Raw genomic sequence first — 19,403 nt, 5'->3', positions numbered from 1 at the left:
TCAGCAGACAATTTACCATAGCTGTTTAGCTACATCACCCAGTTGATTGATGGATAATCAAGCGATGCCCAGAGCCAGTATTTCATCCTATAGTCAAGGACAGATTCAATTTCTCCAACGTCAAGCAGCATCACTCTTACTGTACCAATCCGTCCTGCAAAACGAAGTAGGGATAGCATTTATTGACCTGTTGCAAGCTATACGTTACACTGATGCCGATGCACGGGGCTGCCTCCAAGCTTATGGCAGTTATTTTTATGCCTTAGCTGCTAAAAATCAAACTTGGGAGGACTACCTAATTACTCAAATTCTCATATCCGAGAATCCTTTTAGCAGGTTAGCTCAACAGCAAGAGTTTGAGAATTTACCCCCGGCATTAGTAGCAGCCGCCGAGCATGATTTACAGGCGTTGCAGAGTCTTTATGAATGTAGCAGCGCTTATTTGAGTGAATGGGTGCAAACTGTCGCCCATTTACCCGTTTCTCCTGTCGTGTGGTACAAAAAACAAGACAGACTAGAGATGGAGAAACAATTAATAGAGTCTTTACCAAAGTTGGAAAATTGGGCGGATGCTGTAGAAGATTTGGCAGATCATTATCGGCAATTTGGTACGGGTTTATTCGCAGAATATCATGCCTTGCGCTGGCAAGATGGCCAGTTTATAGGTATCAAGCATTCTGATCCAGTAAAGTTGAGTACTTTGGTGGGTTACGAGTCTCAGCAAGATATCTTGATTAAGAATACAGAGTTTTTATTATCAGGAGAGTTCGCACTGCACACATTACTTTATGGTAGTCGGGGGTCAGGAAAATCTTCTTTGGTAAAAGCTTTGTTAAACGAGTATGGCCATCGCCAGCTGCGGTTGCTGGAAGTAGCCAAGTCTGACTTGCAAGATTTACCAAAAATTGTGGAACATCTGCGAGGTTTGCCACAAAAATTTATTATCTTTGTCGATGACTTGTCCTTTGAAGAAGATGATGATGCGTTTAAAGCGCTTAAAGTAGTTTTAGAAGGCAATTTAACTGCTAGACCACAAAACGTAGTTGTCTATGCTACTTCCAATCGCCGCCATCTGATTCGAGAGTTTTTTGCAGATAGACCAACTCCCAAAGATAACGAAGAAATCCATGCCTGGGATACCATGCAAGAGAAACTATCGTTTAGCGATCGCTTTGGCCTTACCTTAACTTTTGAGGCAGCCGATCAGCAAACTTATTTAACCATTGTCCGACATTTAGCAGCACAAGCCGAAATTAATATCACCCAGGAAGATTTAGAATATCAAGCATTACAGTGGGCAACTCGCCACAATGGGCGTTCTGGACGCACAGCTCAACAGTTCGTGAATTTTTTCAAAGCAAATTTATCACTATCAACCCCAAATAAACAAGCGTCCCCCACTTAGCCACCAAATTCAATGGCTAGTGATGATAATTTTTTATACTTACAGCACAAATTTTATGCACAAATAGTTACAACTAAATATTTTAGCACCAGAGCTACTTACTGCCCCTAAATCAAATATGCTCAAAATAACCAATATGCAATCAGCAATGGTAAGCAATCGATATATCCTAGGTATAGTCGCCTTTAGTGTGAGTTTTGGCATTAGTCTTGTCCCCAGCTGGGATATTAATCAAGCTTTGATTACAGGTATAATTACGGTACTAGCTACCTATGCCGCAGCATTATTTATAGATAAGCGCCGCAGAAACTATGAAATGCTAGTTCTCACTTCACTCCATCAGCGAATTAAAGAAACAGAAGGACTAAAATCGCGCATTTTTAGAGAAATTAACGAAATAGAAGAACATCGTAATTTACTATATGCAGAGTCGCAAAAATTAGAAAATCAAATATTAGATTGTCGCAACCAAAGAGATAGTCTCCATCGAGATTTAGGAGTATTTGCGGGGCAAAAAAAGCAGTTAGAATCTGAAACTAATCTTCTAAGTACCGAACTAGAAACTCTAGAAAAAAATAAGATAGAACTGAATAAGACCTGTTCTCACCTCACCGCTGAAAAACGTCGTCTGGAGTTAAATTGTCATGTACATCAATCGGAAATTGCTCAGATACAAAATCAGATTTGTCAACTTCAGCAAGAAAAACAAGAATTTGAAAGTAATTTAAGCTTGTTAGGTAGACTCAAGCCGCAGCTAGAGGAAAAAATGTATGAACTGCGGATTCAAATTCAAGAAATAGAAATAGAGGTTAACCAGCAGAATCAATTACTAATAACTACAAGAAATGAGACAGAAAAATTATCAGAAAATCTCCATGAATTGCAAAACAAAATCACAGAAAAGCAATCAGAATTAAAGCAGGTTGAAGGACAAGTTTCTTTATTACAACAAGAACGAGACTTGTTACAAAATCAAGTTTGGGAACTCCTGCAACAAACAGAAAATTTTAATCAGGATATTTCACCTGACAATCTCCCAGAAAATGAAAATGAGTTATTTCCATTTTCCGAATTGGTTGAACCTTTAGAGTCACACCATGCTCAATCTCACATTTCTGAGCTTCTACCTGAAGAATGGCAGAATTTTTTAGAACAATTGCCCAATCATGAAATTGAAGTATTAAAAGCCATAGTAGAACAAGAGAACCCCAAGCCTACTATTAAGCAGATTGCCGAAACAAATATTACTATGCCAAATCTATTAATTGATTCTATTAATCAACATGCAAATGATACTATTGGTGAATTAATCATTGAACCGAGTTTGGAAATTCCCGAAGTTTATCAAGAGCATATGATCAACGTCAGAAAAATCCTGGCCGTGTACGCAGAACTCATTGCTAAACATCCCTCCTCTAATTAAATACTGCTACTGCATCTGAAAATTATCAGTAATTAGGTGTATTATGCCTAAAATACCGACTATCTGCCTCTGTGTTGAACATCCAGTCACGTGAATTACATGGCAAAGCTCAAAATCTCGAAAAAAATTTCTACTGCTTTAATTAAATCTCTAGGTGCTGGAGTCGTACCGAGAACAGGAGTTGAATATATAGCAGTTGGTCGGGAAAAAGAACTTCAAAGCCTAGTACAAAACCTCGATGACATCGCAGAAAGTGTAGCAGCATTTCGCTTCATAATTGGTAACTATGGTTCAGGTAAAAGCTTTCTCCTGCAACTACTTCGTAACCGGGCTTTAGAACAAGGTTTTGTGGTAGCTGATGCTGATTTATCTACTGAACGCCGATTAGCAGGAACTAATAACGAAGGTTTAGCAACTTACCGCGAATTAATGAGCCATCTAGCCACAAAAACGCGTCCTGATGGTGGTGCTTTAGTTTCAATTTTAGAAGGATGGATTAATAAGATTCAACAAGAAGTTGTCAAAGACACAAACTTACGTCCTAATGATGATGGTTTTGATGACCAAGTTGAAGCAAAAATTCGGGAAGTAGTTCAATATATTGAAGATTTAGTACATGGCTTTGATTTTGGTAGTGTGATTATTGCGTATTGGCGTGGATATCGCTCAGATAATGATGATTTAAAAAATGCAGCAATGCGCTGGTTACGTGGAGAATTCAGCACTAAAATTGAAGCCAAAGCAGCTTTAGGGGTACGCGTTATCATTGATGATGATAGTTGGTATGATTACATTAAAATCTTTGCTAAATTTGTCGCGGAAATTGGCTATAAAGGGCTATTAATTTTAGTTGATGAAGCTGTAAATTTGTACCAAATATCTACGACTGTAACGCGGGATAAAAATTATCGTAGATTGCTAGCAATGTTTAATGACACCATGCAATGCAAAGCTGAACATCTGGGCATTTTCATCGGTGGAACAACCAAATTTTTAGAAGACCCCAATCGGGGACTATTTGCAGACCAAGCTTGGAGAAGACGTACAAAAGAAAGTCGTTTTGCTACACAATCAGGCGTACAGGAGTATTTGGGGCCAGTTATCCGGTTGAACCCTTTGAGTGAAACAGAAATTCTCACCCTTTTGCAACGCTTAACTGAAATCCATGCACTCAATTTCGGTTATGAACAGACTTTAAAAAATAGTCAGTTAAAAGAATTTGTCCAAGAAATTGTTACTCGCTTAGGTGCAGAAGCTTTACTCACGCCTGGGGAAATTGTCCGCGATTTTATTAGTGTACTAAATCTTCTCCATCACAATCCAGAAATTAATTTTAGTGAACTCATTCATGGTTCTAAATTTAAACCCACTGCGATGGGGCAAGATCTGGATAAGGATGATAATGCCGCAGAGTTTAATTTGTAAAAAGCTGTCTGTGGGTGGTTGCTTTTCTATTTTATTTATGTATTAAATTTCGGTGATGGTGACAAGCGGGTTTGAGGAGTAAGCAGTGATGCGATCGCTCACTGTCAAACTTGTCAAACTCAGTTTAGGAATGTGGATTTAATAAAATACAGAACCTCACCCCCAACCCCTCTCCTTGGTAAGGAGAGGGGAGACTATGACGCAAGTCAAAGGCGGGGTGAGGTCAAAAACTAGACTTGTATGTTATTTAATTCATATTCCCTAGTATATTTTCTCACTAAACAAAGAATTTCCCATAAATTTCATCTATAAAAATCCGTAATCTTCCCATTACTACTTGAATAAGTCTACAGTAATAAATACGGAAGATGGCATCATGCACGCAACATGGTTTTACGATTCAATTCCGCCAGCTAATTTGCTAGGTTGTTTGGCAATAGTTAGTTATATTTTAACTTTGCTTCCAACTTCTTTAAGAATAGCTTTTCCTGCTTTAAAGAAGGCTAAATTTCCCATCAAGCTATTGAAATATCGCCGCCAATTAGGAATTTTAGCTTTTGTTTTAGCTTTAGGACATGCCTGGCTTTTAATAGCTAAAAGAAATTTCGATTTCTTCGATTTGACTACTTATAGAGTATATGTGCATGGCTCGGCAACATTTATTATTTTCACACTGCTAACGGTCACATCTAATGATTGGTGTGTCAAAAAAATGAAGAAGAATTGGCGACAGCTACATCAATTAACCTATGTAGCAATGTTTTTACTTTTTTGGCACATTAATGACAAAATGTCTGGACATTGGAATTTTATGACTCCTTTGGTAGTCATAGGAATGGCAACAATGATCATTTTATTTTTACGAAGACGTTGGCTAGAGCGGCAAATGAAAAATCCTCCAAAAGTTAAAGAACAGAAATCAATAGAACCACTGTCTGATTAAGTAGCATATTTATTTCCATTACTTGCCATTAATTTATTTATGAAACTCCAACCAATTAACAGAAAAACCAAAATTGGTTTAGTCGGCGTTGTCTTTTCCACACTGCTTGGACTAAGTAGTATCCCCTTATTTTTAGGTAATTACACAAATAAATTAACTGTAAACAATGAATATATCCGCACTTTTAATACTCAATCAGTCTGGGTTTATTCTGTCGCAATTAGTCCCGATGGTCAAAAACTTGTAACTGGCAATTATGACAAAAGTGTCAAAATTTGGAATCTTAACACTGGCAAATTAATTCACACACTCCAAGGACATGGAAACTCTGTAGAATCCGTGGCAATTAGCCCCGATGGTAAAATTTTAGCTAGTGGTAGTTGGGATTATCAAGTTAAGTTGTGGAATTTAAACACAGGTGAACTAATCCGCACTTTATCTGGACATTCTAATGATGTTAAAGCAGTCACTTTTAGCCCCGATGGTAAAACTATTGCTAGTGCTGGATGGGACAAAAAAGTGAACTTATGGAATATAGAGAATGGGGAAATATTACAGACTTTCAACCTATCAGAACCAGTGAGAACGGTAGCTATTAGCCCTGATGGTCAAACTCTGGCTAGTGGTGATGAAGACGGCAAAATCATGCTTTGGCAAATAAACACTGGTAAATTAAGGACACCTTTAGCAGCTCATAATCAACCGATTTGGTCTATAGCTTTTAGTCCCAATGGACAAACTCTAGCTAGTGGTAGTTCTGACCGTATGATTAAGTTATGGAATTTGCAAAATGGGCAGTTGCACTGTGTTATGAAAGGGCATAATAGAGCAGTTTATTCTGTAGCTTTCAGTCCTAATGGAAAAACTTTAGCTAGCGGTAGTTATGACAGAACAATTAAGTTATGGAATACACAAACAGGAAAGTTAATTGATAATCTCAACGGACATAATAAGGCTATTTGGTCTGTAGCTTTTAGTCCCAATGGACAAACTCTAGCTAGTGGTAGTTCTGATGAAACTGCTAAAATTTGGCAAATTTCTACTGATTGATGCAGAACTGCTATCGTAGTTAAGATTTAATTGATTTAGTTTTTGTGATTTAGAAGCGTGTTTGAAAAGTTGTTAGTGATGTATCAAATATTTTTAGATCCCCTTAAATCCACGCTTGAACAGGGGGGCTAGGGGGGATATTTATATAGTCTGCTACTTTTCAAACATCGTCTAAGAAGTTTTGCGGGTTTGAGTCCCCTAACCCGCTGTTATTTTTGTACATTTGCAAATTAAGATCCGCGTATCTTGAGATAAATTATTTCTCCATAACCCAGCATATGTTTGGGAATATTGGTTGTAGTACACTACTTTTAGGTAAAAACCCTGGGTTAATTTATTTTTATTTCCTCTGTGAAAAAAATACTGATTTTATCAGCCAATCCCACCAGTACTAGTCCCTTGCGCTTAGATAAGGAAGTACGGGAAATTCAGGCAGGGTTGGAACGGGCTAAAAACCGAGATCAGTTTAAAATCATGTCTAAATGGGCGGTGCGTCCTGAAGATTTACGCCGTGGACTTTTAGATTATGAACCGCAGATAGTCCACTTTTCTGGACATGGCGCGGGTGAAGAGGGTTTAGTTTTAGAAAATGAGGCTGGAGAATGGCAACTGGTAAGTACAGAAGCGCTGGCTAATTTATTTGGGTTATGTAAAGACAAAATTGAGTGTGTCTTATTTAACGCCTGTTATAGCGAAGTGCAAGCCGAGGCGATTCACCAACACATTGACTGTGTGATGGGGATGAATCAAAAAATTGGGGATGTGGCAGCAATCGAGTTTGCCATTGGGTTTTATGATGCCTTGGGTGCCAATAAATCTTATGAAGATGCTTATAAGTTTGGGTGTAATGCCATTGACCTCAAAAGCATTCCTGAGTCTTCTACACCAGTTCTCAAAAGTCGGAAAAGTCAGAGTGAAGAAAATCTAACAATGCCAGCGATCGCCTTAGAAAATCCTGAAGGACAAGTACCTTTGGAATCTCCATTTTACATCAAGCGATCGCCTGTGGAAAATGACTGTTATGAAGAAGTTTTCAGGGATGGGGCATTAATTCGCATCAAAGCACCCCGACAGATGGGTAAAAGCTCCTTAATGTCAAGAGTTCTAGATTATGGCAGCAAACAAGGTTATGAATCTGTATATTTGAACTTGCAATCAGCCGAAGCAGAATATCTCAGCAACTTAAATATGTTTTTGCAGTGGTTCTGCGCCAGTGTCACCGATAGCTTGGGTTTACTAGAAAAGCTAGACGACTATTGGAAAGGGGTTTTGGGCAGTAAAAACAAGTGTACAAATTACTTTGGGAGGTATTTGCTCAAGGAGATAGACAAGCCGATTGTTTTGGGTTTAGATGAAGTGGATGAAATTTTTAAACATCCCATAATCGCCACAGATTTCTTTGGTTTGCTGCGGGCTTGGCATGAACGTGCTAAAAATGACCCAGATTGGCAAAAACTTAAGTTGGTGATTGTCCATTCTAAGGAAGTGTACGTACCTTTGAATATCAATCAGTCGCCCTTTAATGTGGGTTTACCTGTGGAACTACCAGAGTTAAATCAACAGCAGGTGCAAGATTTAGTCCAGCGTCATGGATTAAGTTGGTCTAATTCCCAGGTGCAACAGTTAATTATGCTTGTGGGTGGACATCCTTATTTAGTGCGAATGGCGCTTTATCAAATTGCACGGGAGAGGACGACATTAGACAAGCTAGAACAAGTCGCACCCACAGAAGCAGGCCCCTATAATGACCATTTGCGCCGCCATTTGCTGAATTTGCAGGAGGACGAAGAATTATTAGCAGCGCTGAAGCAAGTAGTCACAGCCGAGGAGGCGGTGAACGTGGGAACCACAGAAGCCTTTAAACTCCGCAGTATGGGGTTAGTCAAATTTCAAGGAAATAAAATTATGCCTTTATGTAATTTATACAGGAAATACTTTTGCGATCGCCTGGGTTGGAGTAAAAGTTCGTAGTAAGAACTTTAGTTCTTATTCTTATCTATTTTCAATTACCATTCGACTAAAAGGTCTAAAAAAATGGTTCAAGTTACTCATGAAAAAGATATCACCCTAGCCCAACTCATTGATGAATTTGGGCTACAACTTGCAGAAGATAAACAATTTTTTTCAGAATTGCAGCAAGATTTACCAGATTTAAGTGAATCAGAAAAAGAATTACTCAACGAAGTTAAAGCAGAATATTTACATCTATCGAAATATCCAGTTTTAGAACCTGTAGTCAAAATGGTGGTGCGATCGCCACTATTGCGTTTAGCAGGTTTTTATCAACCGCCTTTTTACATCGCTTCAGAACAAGAGGTGGAAATTTCGTCAGAGGATGAAGGCACAATTGTTCGAGGACGGATTGATGTTTTAGTATTTCATCCCCCGTTTTGGGTACTGGTAATTGAAGCCAAAAGAGCGCAATACTCTTTAGAGGTAGCTATTCCTCAAGCTTTGGTTTATATGCTGGGTAATTCTGACACTGTAAAACCAACGTTTGGTTTTGTATCCAACGGTCGAGAATTTCAATTTATTAAGTTGACAAAACAGGATATACCAAGATATGCCGTATCTTACACACTTTCTTTGAACCGTGAGGAAGATATTTATACTGTGGTCAAAGTTTTAAAACACTTAGCTAATTTAGTCCAACAAAATAATTCGTAAACTGTGTATAACATTCTCAAACCTAACCCCCAACCCCTTCCCTACAAGGGAAGGGGAGCAAGAATCAAAGCCTCTCTCCCTGTGGGGGAGAGGTTTGGAGAGGGGTTTCTTAAATTACACCCCTGTACCCATTTATGACCCAGTACCAGTATCAAGTCGGGGGTAGCTTACCCCAAGATGCACCAACTTATGTCAAACGCCAAGCTGATGATGACTTGTATGCAGGCTTGAAAGCTGGAAAATTTTGTTATGTCCTCAACTCGCGCCAAATGGGGAAATCTAGCTTGCGGGTGCGGGTGATGCAACAGTTGCAGGATGAAGGGTTGGCTTGTGCTGTAGTTGATATTACCTCAGTGGGGACGGCAGATATTACGGCAGAACAATGGTATGCCGGGGTGATTGATACCTTGGTGGGATATTTTAATATTTATACTGATTTTGATTTAGAAATTTGGTGGAGTCAGAACGGCTTGCTTTCACCTGTGCAGCGTTTTAGTAAGTTTATTGAAACAGTTTTATTAACAGAAATCACAGCCAATATAGTTATTTTTATTGACGAAATTGATAGTATTCTCAGCTTGACTTTTAACCTGGATGACTTTTTTGCAGTAATTCGAGACTACTATAACCGCCGGGCTGATAATCCTGAATATAACCGTCTCACTTTTGCCTTGATTGGGGTGTCTACTCCTTCCGATTTGATTCAAGATAAAGGACGCACACCTTTTAATATTGGACAGGCTATTGATTTAACGGGCTTTGAATTAGATGAAGCTGAACCTTTGGCGCAGGGTTTGGCGGCGTTGGGGAATCAGCAAGAGGTAATGGCTGCGGTGTTAGCTTGGACGGGGGGACAACCGTTTTTGACGCAGAAAGTTTGTAACTTATTAATTGAAGAGTGTCCTTCGGCTACGCTCAGTAACCAGGGGGATGAGGGAAAATCCCAAATTGAGCAGTTAGTGGAAGCAGTTGTCAGAAGGCGGATTATTGAGAATTGGGAGGGGCAGGATGAGCCGGAACATTTGAAGACGATTCGGGATAGAATCATGCGGAGTGGGGAACAGCGAACTGGGCGGTTGTTGGGGTTGTGTCAGCAAATTGTGCAGCAGGGTGAGATAGTTGCTGATGATAGTGATGACCAAAAAGCGCTGCGGTTGACTGGGTTGGTAGTTCGGCGCGATGGGAAGTTGCGAATTTATAACCGCATCTATGCAGAGGTATTTCAGCAAGAGTGGTGTGAGAAGATTTTAGCTAAGTTGCGTCCCTATTCTGATGCTTTTAATGCTTGGGTGGAGACTGATTATCAAGATGAATCGCGGTTGTTGCGGGGAAAAGCGTTACAAGAGGCTTTGGTTTGGCGCACTGGGAAAAGTTTGACTGATGTTGATGACCGATTTTTGGATGCTAGTCAGGATTTAGAAAGAAGAGAATTTGAGCGAGATTTAGAATTAGCTAAAAAAGAACAAGCAATATTAGCAGCAGCGAATCAAACGGCTAAACGGAGAGTGCAAATTGCCTCGGTGTTTTTATTGATTTCTGTGATGGCTGCGGTTGGGTTTGGAGTGTTAGCAGGGAGAAGTAATCAACAACTTGCTACTGCGAAAAACCAACTAGACGAAATTGAACAGGAGAAACAACAGGGAGAAAAAGAACTAGCAACGGCACAGCAGCGAATTGTTAACGCTAATAAAAAGGTACAGGATGCTGAGGCTAATTTAAAAAAGCAACAAGAAACTGCCAAGCAACGACTAGATGCCACAAACCAACAATTAGCACAAGCACAAGACAAAGAAAATTTGGCGCGAAAACAAGTAGAAAAGGCACAAAACAACTTAAGACAAGCCAAAGCACAACAAAGACAGGCTTTGCAGGGGTTAAAAATTGCGGCAGCAGCACAAAAACAGGCGCAAGAACAGGCGCTAACAGCTCAACAACAGCGTGATAGTGCAGAAAAACAGCGTCAAAATGCCATTGCAGGTTTAGATATAGCCAAAAGAGAGCGTGAAACTGCCCTGACGGCTACGCAACTGGAGCAAGAAGGAACACATGCCCTGCGGGAGTTTAGAACTTCTAGAGAAATTGAGGGATTACTGTTAGCAGTGCGGAGTGGGGAAGAACTCAAAACTTTAGTCAAGGATAAAAAATCTTTAGCAGATTATCCTGCTTATAGCCCATTGTTTAGTTTGCAGACTATTATGCTAGATATTCGGGAACTAAATCGCTTGGAAGGTCATGGTGAATCAGTCATTAGTGTAGTGTTCAGCCCGGACGGTAAAACCTTAGCCTCCGCCAGTCTTGACAACACCATCAAGCTGTGGAATCGGGATACAGGTAGACTCCTGTCCACCTTAGAAGGTCATAGGGATAAGGTAAGGAGTGTGGTGTTCAGTCCGGACGGCAAAACATTAGCCTCCGCCAGTCTTGACAACACCATCAAACTGTGGAATCGAGACACAGGTAAAGTCCTGTCCACCCTAGAAGGTCATGGCGATGCGGTAAGGAGTGTAGTGTTCAGTCCGGACGGTAAAACCTTAGCCTCCGCCAGTCGTGATAACACCATCAAGCTGTGGAATCGAGACACAGGGAAAGTCATCTCCACCCTAGAAGGTCATGGTGGTGAAGTCAATAGTGTAGTGTTCAGTCCGGACGGTAAAACCTTAGCCTCCGCCAGTCTTGACAACACCATCAAGCTGTGGAATCGAGACACAGGGAAAGTCATCTCCACCTTAGAAGGTCATGGTGGTGAAGTCAATAGTGTAGTGTTCAGCCCCGACGGTAAAACCTTAGCCTCCGCCAGTCGTGACAAGACTATCAAACTGTGGAACCGAGACACAGGTAAAGTCCTGTCCACCCTAGAAGGTCATGGTGATTGGGTCTTTAATGCAGTGTTCAGTCCGGACGGCAAAACCTTAGCCTCCGCCAGTCTTGACAACACCATCAATCTGTGGAATCGGGACACAGGGAAAGTCATCTCCACCTTAGAAGGTCATGGGGATTCGGTCTTTAATGCAGTGTTCAGTCCGGACGGCAAAACCTTAGCCTCCGCCAGTCGTGACAAGACTATCAAACTGTGGAATCGGGACACAGGGAAAGTCATCTCCACCTTAGAAGGTCATGGCGATTCGGTCTCTAATGCAGTGTTCAGTCCGGACGGCAAAACCTTAGCCTCCGCCAGTCGTGACAAGACTATCAAACTGTGGAATCGGGACACAGGGAATGTCATCTCCACCCTCGAAGGTCATAGCAGTGCGGTCGATAGTGTAGTGTTCAGTCCGGACGGCAAAACATTAGCCTCCGCCAGTTTTGACAACACCATTAAACTATGGAATCGAGACACAGGTAAACTCCTATCCACCTTAGAAGGTCATGGCGCTTGGGTCATGAGTGTGGCGTTCAGCCCAGACGGTAAAACCTTAGCTTCTTCCAGTTTTGACAAGACCATTAAACTGTGGAATCGGGACACAGGTAAACTCCTATCCACCTTGGAAGGTCATGGTAAATGGGTTGATAGTGTAGTATTCAGCCCAAACGGCAAAACCTTAGCCTCTGCTAGTGGTGACAAGACCATCAAGCTATGGAATCGGGACACAGGTAAACTCCTATCCACCTTGGAAGGTCATGGCGCTGGGGTCAATAGTGTGGTGTTCAGCCCCGATGGTAAAACTTTAGCCTCCGCCAGTCATGACAAGACCATCAAGCTGTGGAATCGGGACACAGGTAAAGTCCTGTCCACCTTGGAAGGTCATGGTAAATGGGTCGGTAGTGTAGTATTCAGCCCAGACGGCAAAACCTTAGCCTCTGCTAGTGGTGACAAGACCATCAAGCTGTGGAATCGGGACACAGGTAAACTCCTATCCACCTTGGAAGGTCATGGCGCTGGGGTCAATAGTGTGGTGTTCAGCCCGGACGGCAAAACCTTAGCCTCCGCCAGTGGTGACAAGACCATCAAACTCTGGAATTTGGATCTTGATGATTTACTGGTGCAGGGTTGCAGTTGGTTGAAGGGTTATTTGATTAGTCATTCTGATGCGCCGAGGGTTTGCGGGAGTGGGGAGTGGGGGAGATGAGGGGGATGGAATTTTGGGTAAAGAAGCGATAAGACTTACGCACTCGCTAGGAAAATCAAGGCTTTGAGATTGCTTCCCTACGGTCGCAATGACGAAAATACGTGGTTGGTTACGTAAGTCCTGACTCAGTTTACGTGGAGAGAGTTAGGCGATGCTGCAAAGGAGCCGCTATGACTCTGACAATTTAAAGATACTCACGTAAGAAATCAAACGGATCATCTTCCCAACACGGCTCAGGAGTCAGCCATAGCAAATTGCTCCTGATGTCAGCTTCAATGTCATCACTGTCTTCCCTGTCGAATAGTTCTGTCATAGCTTTCCAGTCACGTTCTCTCAGGGACGTAAACGGTGGCGCATATACCTGTAAGTTGGTTGGGTAATTCACACGCGAGATTTGATTGAACTGCCGCAAAAATTAATCTCACGGCTGGGAAATATTTACATTCTAGCTTTGGACACTAGAGAGAGGCTAGTGCCGCTGGAAGTGAAAAAGCAGGGGGGCAGGGGGGCAGGGGGGCAGGGGGGCAGGGGAGAAAAACCACCTACAATTCCACTCGGCTTTAAACCTTATCTTTTGGTTAAAAAGAGCCAGTGCGTTGGTTACGGTGTACACACAAGTCTTATCAAGTTGCCTAAAAGCGTTTCGATCCCCCCTAGCCCCCCTTGAAAAGGGGGGAAAAGAATCAAAGTCTCCCTTAATAACGGTAGGTTCGCCCTTGCGGTTTCCTGACTTGTAGCAAGTGGCGTGAATTTGTACGCAGCACAAAGATGTGTGTACACGGTAGCCTTCAAAGGGGGAAAATTTCTTAAAGTCCCCCTTTTTAAGCGATGCCCTGAGCTTGTCGAAGGGGGGGATTTAGGGGGATCAATCCGCAGCACAAAGATGTGTGTACACCGCAACTTATCCCCAGAGGGGGAGTTCCCCAGCCCCCAAATAACAAAGTTTTGTATATTTTTTATAACCAGATAGCTGAAAACCTGTTTAATTACAGTTATTTTCACGTAATTAGTGATTTCTTTAACACAAGGATGGCTACAATCTAGGAGAAACAAAATCCAAGAGTATGGCAGATGCTCACGCAGCTATTGCAGTGGCTTAACAAGTTTTCAAACCACCCCGTTGGTAATAAGCAGAGTCGTTCATTAAAGGCTGCAAGGGTAGAAACGGTGGCAGAAACCCCCCCAGATCTGACAAATGCAGATCTGGAAGTTTTGTTTACCCAGATGTTAGCAGGCGTGCAACAAGGCCGAGGGCAACAATGGGTACTCCAGTATCTGCAACGCATGGAAGATCGCATCAGTACTGAGCGTTGGATCGATTGGCTCCTGATATTTGGCGAAAAAATGCTGTTATCACGGACACCCAATCATGAGCTAGCAACCCAGATGGTGCAGCTAGGCGAACTGAGAATTGGCAAAGTTGGTGAACTTGCTTATGAAATTGGTTTCCGGGTGTTAACAGGTAACTTAGGCGAAGAAGACGGACACAATGAAGAGCCAGCATTTGCAACTACAGATTTCGTCACTGTTAACGGTGAAATAAACACCCCAGGACAAGATTTGATCCGTGACTTAGGCGAATTGTTATGGGAATATGACGAACCAGAATTTACCTACGCCATACCTGAAGCCATACCTGAAGCCATACGGGAAATAGCTACTCCTGAGGAAACATCGACTGAAAATGTCGAAGAAGTCATCTGGGAGTATGCAGCAGCTGAAGTGGAAATACCCCCAGAAATACCCCTGTTAAATCCGGCCGAAGAAGACGTAATCGGCAACTTGGGTGAACTGTCATTGGAGTACCGAGGGGAAAAAGCAGAAATCACCAAACCAACTATCGAAACAGTCATAGTTTCTTCCAGAGGTAATTGGGAGCAAACTTGGGCAAATTTAGAGCCAAATGTGGCATACACTTTGGATGAGTTGTTGGTCAGGTTGGATCAAAGTGCCAATTTAGTGCAACAGTTGGCGGCTAATTTAGCAGTTCCCACCAGTCAACCTGTAGTTATCACCACCGAGGAATCAAGCCAGGCGCAGACGTGGTTTTATCAAGGACTCCAGCAAGCGAAAGCAGGCGATTTAACAGGAGCGATCGCGGCTTATGATCAAGCCATCGCCATTAATCCCCAGGCCCATGAATACTGGTTTAATAAGGGCTTAAATTTATTTCACTTAGAAAATTTTACCGAAGCGATCGCTGCGTATGACCAAGCCATAGTCATCAAACCCGATTATTACAAAGCTTGGTATAACCGGGGTGGCACATTGGGTGAATTAGGACAGTTTGAAGCCGCCATCGCCGCTTTTAATCGCGCTACAGAAATTCAACCCAAAAACCCAGAAGCCTGGTCTAGCAAAGCTTTGGCGTTACTCAAATTAGGACAAATCAAAGAAGCAATTGCCAGTTATGACCAAGCATTAGTTCTGGAACCAGAAGACTCGGAAAACTGGTATTACCGAGGTATAGCTTTGGGGGTAGATGGACAATACACAGAAGCGATCGCCTCCTATGACAAAGCTATCGAAATTCAACCAGATTTCTACGAAGTGTGGATTGACCGGGGCGTAGTGCTGTTTAATTTAGGTCAGTGGGTAGAAGCGATCGCCTCCTGGGATCAAGCCCTATCAAATCAGCCAGACTTTTATTTGGCATGGTACAACCGGGGTATAGCCTTAGACAACTTAGGAAGACGAGAAGAAGCGATCGCCTCCTATGACAAAGCCATAGCTATCAAACCCGACTTTCATTTAGCTTGGTATAATCAGGCAGTAGCCCTGTTTCATTTATCACAATTTGCCGAGGCGATCGTTGCCTATGACAACGCCTTGCAAATCAAACCCGACTACTGGGAAGCTTGGATTGGTCGAGGAACCGCTGTCGGACATCTCAGTTCCCATACCTCATTAAATGTATCAACTAGCATCACTGAATTTAATTCTGCCTTACAGCAAGGCGGCTATGAAGGCAAACTAGCCAGCTACGACCAAGGATTGCAGCATATTCGCCCCGATACCCACCCAGAAGGATGGGGTAGACTGCATCTGGCAATGGGCAATACACATTACGAACAAGGGCTGCAAAATCCCACATCCCGCTATTATTGGTGCCAAGCAGTAGATGAATATTATCAGGCATTGTTAACCCTGACAACAGAAGATTTTCCCCTGTTGCATCTAGACGTTTTGCAATATCTGATTAAAGCACTGGTGGGTGTCAGAGAAACAGAGCCAGCACAAGAATTACAACAACGTGCCACAAATTTACTGGCACAAATGCTCAACGAATCAACACGTTCACCAGAAAGCAAAAAACAACTAGCACTCAAATTTGCCGGTATTGGGCAATTAGCAGTTGATTTAGCTGTAGATTGCGGTGACTTAGTAGAAGCTTGGGAAATGGCAGAACAAGGCAAAAATGCTTGTTTAACCTGGCTACTATCCCATTGGCAAGCAGAAATTGACTCGCCATACTATAGTTCAGTTCAACAGCTACTCAATCCCCACACAGCAATCATTTACTGGCATATTAGCCCGGTAGCCTTACACACTTTTATCATTAAAGACCAAGCACCATCACCCATATTATTATTTACACCCATACAAGATGTCGGCACAATCTCCGAATTACCTCTACCTGAGGCAGTCAGACGCTTAATCGAATTTGAAGATTGGTTACAAGAATGGCATCAAGTGTACCAGGAATATTGCAGCCAAGCCCAAGATCAACACAGCAAAAGCAATCATTCCTGGCGAGTAAATATGGAACCAAGGTTGTTGCAACTGCACAACATCCTGGAAATTACCACCATTAAACAGGAACTTGAAGGCATTTCCCAACTGATATTAATTCCTCACCGAGACTTGCAAACATTGCCTCTCCATCATCTGTTTCACCTGCCTACACCATCGTTGGCAGAAGCCTCGAATTTCACCATTACTTATTTGCCTAGTGTGCAAATAGGATTATCTGTGAAAGCTGAAAATCAATGGCAATGGTCACAGCAAATGTTACTCAGTGTAGAGTATCCTAGTAATACAAATTATCCTCCAGTCAAATATGCCAAACTGGAATCGGAAATTATTAGTCAGATGTTTAATAATTCCCGCCGCATCCAGGAATCACAAGCCACCAAAAATGATGTAGAAACCGCCTTAGTTGATAATTACAATATCTTTCATTTTACAGGGCGTGTCACAAATAATTATCATGAACCGCAAAAATCAGCTTTAGGATTGGCAGGTGAAGATACAATCACTTTAGAAGAAATTTGCCAAAAATCTCTTACTAGTTACAACCTAGTTACTCTTTCAGCTTGTGAAACTGCAACTTTTAGTAATCAAAATTTAACTACCGAATATGTCAGTTTAGTTAATGCTTTTCTCTGTGGGAAAATTCCTCACGTAATCAGTACCCTTTGGGCTGTAGAATCATCTGCTAGTGCTTTAGTAATGATCGAATTTTATCGACGACTACAGGAAAATAAATCACCAGTTACAGCTTTAGCAGAAGCGACAACCTGGCTTAAAGAATTAACTGCAATGGAACTAACAATTTGGTATGAAAATTTACTAAATAACTTGCATCCTGATGAATTAAAAATTCGGGCTTATTTAGCAACATATCTATATAGAAGTAGTAAAATGATTCCCGATAAAAAGCTTTATAGTCATCCTTATTATTGGGCAGCATTCATAATTGCAGGTAAGAATAATTCGTAATAGAGCCTCCGGCACGCTACGCGAACGTAATTAATAAAATGGTGCTTTACGCTCTATCTACTGGACTGATACAGCTAAAATGTTGTATTAAATTTATCTTGTAGGATGGGCGTCTCGCCCGTCCGGTACAGGCAAGATGCCCGGACTACAAAAGTTATATCTATCACACCAATTTAGGTGTTTCACTTTACTACGGTGTACACACAAGTCTTACCAAGGAGAGGGGAGACTTTGATCAAAGTGTTACAAAATCTCGTTGCTACCAAAATATTGTGAAAGCACTGGTCACAATTGCGGGAAACTAAAAACAGATCTAAAAGGAAAAGAGAACCAAATGAGCTGGACTAAAGTTCTTGCAGCAGATGCTCTGGCCCCTGGTGGGCGACAAGTGGTGAAAGTTGGTACACGCAAAATTCTACTTTTGAACCACGAAAATCAGCTTTATGCCGTAGATAACACTTGCCCACACTTAAAAATGCCCATGAAAAATGGGAAAATTACCGAAACTGGGGCCATTGTTTGCCCTGTGCATCGCAGTGCATTTGACCTCAATACTGGAGAGGTACAAGCTTGGTGTCCTTGGCCACCCGGTGTAGGTAAAGTATTGGCAATGGTTTCACAACCAAAGACACTGCCGGTATTTCCCACACGCGTAGAAGAAGGCAGTATTTGGATTGATTTACAAGAAGGATAATAGCCTTTGTATGAGTATAGCGATCGCCTAAAAAAACTCAACTCCAACTTCAGGCGATCGCTTGTCTTTTTGTCCCTCACTTCCTACTCCTCACATGTTTGAGAAACAACCAGAAACCTTACAGCAAAGGGTAAAACAGTTAGCCACTCAAGCCATCCAACAATCGAACCCAACAGCATGGTTTGATGTGTTGTACAGCGAATCTCATGGTGATGTTACACAAATTCCTTGGGCAAAGTTAACCCCACATCCTTATCTACAAGATTGGTTGACTACTCATAACCCCCAAGGGAAAGGACATTCAGCCCTAGTAATTGGTTGTGGTTTGGGAGATGATGCAGAAGCTTTGGCAAACAAAGGATTTCAAGTCACCGCCTTTGATATTTCCCCCACAGCCGTTAATTGGTGTCAGCAAAGATTTCCTGATTCTTCTGTGAACTACGTAGTCGCAGATTTATTGGCCCTACCCTCACAATGGCATCAAGCTTTTGACTTAGTTGTAGAATCTCGAAATATCCAGGCTTTACCCTTGAGTATACGCTCAACCGTTATTGCATCCGTTGCTTCTGTAGTTGCAGCCCAAGGCACCTTATTAGTCATTACTCGTTTTCGAGAAACCGAACTAGTACCTGAAGGGCCTCCCTGGCCGTTATCTAATTCTGAACTCACCCAGTTTATAGAATTGGGTTTGGACGAAGTTAGCCGTGTTCTATTTTATGAAGCTGAACGGGTTGACATTCAACAACTGCGGATTGAATATCAAAGGCAATCTTAGCCACAAGAGATACAGCGCTTTGCAAGTAAATGAGGGACAGACTTATATATTGTAAATCTTGTAGGGTGGGCATCTTGCCCGCCATTGTGTACCTCACCGCTATGAAATCTGCTGTATGTGGGTAATAAGTTACATTACTCTAGCCCCTAGTCCCAACAAAGTAAATTTGCGCGACAATAAAAGTAGATAAGTCTGCAAATGGAGGTGTAAAATGATTTACAATTTTCCATTG

The 19,403-nt window shown here is 41.9% G+C and carries 12 protein-coding genes; 11 read left to right on the top strand and 1 reads right to left on the bottom strand.

Annotation, left to right across the window (positions count from 1 at the left end):
- Nucleotides 1-49 precede the first annotated feature (49 nt).
- From ACM0OT_RS05910 to ACM0OT_RS05875, 8 genes are all read left to right on the top strand, one after another.
- Nucleotides 50-1,405, top strand: coding sequence for an ATP-binding protein (locus ACM0OT_RS05910; RefSeq protein ID WP_414563482.1), 1,356 nt, complete (start codon nucleotides 50-52; stop codon nucleotides 1,403-1,405).
- A 136-nt stretch (nucleotides 1,406-1,541) separates the two neighbouring features.
- Nucleotides 1,542-2,828, top strand: a complete 1,287-nt coding sequence (locus tag ACM0OT_RS05905) for a tellurite resistance TerB C-terminal domain-containing protein (protein WP_414563694.1) — start codon at nucleotides 1,542-1,544, stop codon at nucleotides 2,826-2,828.
- A 99-nt stretch (nucleotides 2,829-2,927) separates the two neighbouring features.
- A complete protein-coding gene (locus ACM0OT_RS05900) occupies nucleotides 2,928-4,253 on the top strand; it encodes an ATP-binding protein (protein WP_414563481.1) in 1,326 nt (441 codons plus the stop codon).
- Between the two features lie 337 nt (nucleotides 4,254-4,590).
- Nucleotides 4,591-5,196 (top strand): ferric reductase-like transmembrane domain-containing protein, encoded by a 606-nt coding sequence (locus ACM0OT_RS05895; protein WP_414563480.1) that lies wholly within the window; start codon nucleotides 4,591-4,593, stop codon nucleotides 5,194-5,196.
- 39 nt (nucleotides 5,197-5,235) lie between these two features.
- Nucleotides 5,236-6,246: a WD40 repeat domain-containing protein gene (locus ACM0OT_RS05890; protein ID WP_414563479.1), complete on the top strand. Its 1,011-nt coding sequence runs from the start codon at nucleotides 5,236-5,238 to the stop codon at nucleotides 6,244-6,246.
- Nucleotides 6,247-6,597: 351 nt separating this feature from the next.
- Entirely contained in the window at nucleotides 6,598-8,217 is a 1,620-nt protein-coding gene (locus ACM0OT_RS05885) for an AAA-like domain-containing protein (RefSeq protein ID WP_414563478.1), read from the top strand.
- 63 nt (nucleotides 8,218-8,280) lie between these two features.
- Complete coding sequence (locus ACM0OT_RS05880) at nucleotides 8,281-8,913, top strand: type I restriction endonuclease (RefSeq protein WP_414563477.1); 633 nt, start codon at nucleotides 8,281-8,283, stop codon at nucleotides 8,911-8,913.
- A 134-nt stretch (nucleotides 8,914-9,047) separates the two neighbouring features.
- Nucleotides 9,048-12,980, top strand: a complete 3,933-nt coding sequence (locus ACM0OT_RS05875; RefSeq protein WP_414563476.1) for an AAA-like domain-containing protein — start codon at nucleotides 9,048-9,050, stop codon at nucleotides 12,978-12,980.
- A gap of 184 nt (nucleotides 12,981-13,164) precedes the next feature.
- Here ACM0OT_RS05875 and ACM0OT_RS05870 read toward each other — a convergent pair whose 3' ends face one another.
- Entirely contained in the window at nucleotides 13,165-13,365 is a 201-nt protein-coding gene (locus ACM0OT_RS05870; protein ID WP_414542815.1) for a hypothetical protein, read from the bottom strand.
- A gap of 686 nt (nucleotides 13,366-14,051) precedes the next feature.
- Between ACM0OT_RS05870 and ACM0OT_RS05865 the strand changes: the two genes are divergently transcribed.
- From ACM0OT_RS05865 to ACM0OT_RS05855, 3 genes are all read left to right on the top strand, one after another.
- The gene (locus ACM0OT_RS05865) at nucleotides 14,052-17,702 is read left to right on the top strand and encodes a tetratricopeptide repeat protein (RefSeq protein WP_414563475.1); all 3,651 of its coding nucleotides are present in this window, start codon (nucleotides 14,052-14,054) and stop codon (nucleotides 17,700-17,702) included.
- A gap of 334 nt (nucleotides 17,703-18,036) precedes the next feature.
- A complete protein-coding gene (locus ACM0OT_RS05860; RefSeq protein ID WP_414563474.1) occupies nucleotides 18,037-18,396 on the top strand; it encodes a Rieske (2Fe-2S) protein in 360 nt (119 codons plus the stop codon).
- A 94-nt stretch (nucleotides 18,397-18,490) separates the two neighbouring features.
- The gene (locus tag ACM0OT_RS05855; RefSeq protein WP_414563473.1) at nucleotides 18,491-19,171 is read left to right on the top strand and encodes a class I SAM-dependent methyltransferase; all 681 of its coding nucleotides are present in this window, start codon (nucleotides 18,491-18,493) and stop codon (nucleotides 19,169-19,171) included.
- Nucleotides 19,172-19,403: the final 232 nt, after the last annotated feature.

The sequence above is a fragment of the Anabaena sp. CCY 9613 genome (assembly GCF_963920895.1).
GTDB lineage: Bacteria > Cyanobacteriota > Cyanobacteriia > Cyanobacteriales > Nostocaceae > Cyanocohniella.
This window is presented reverse-complemented; position numbering and strand designations above follow the sequence as displayed.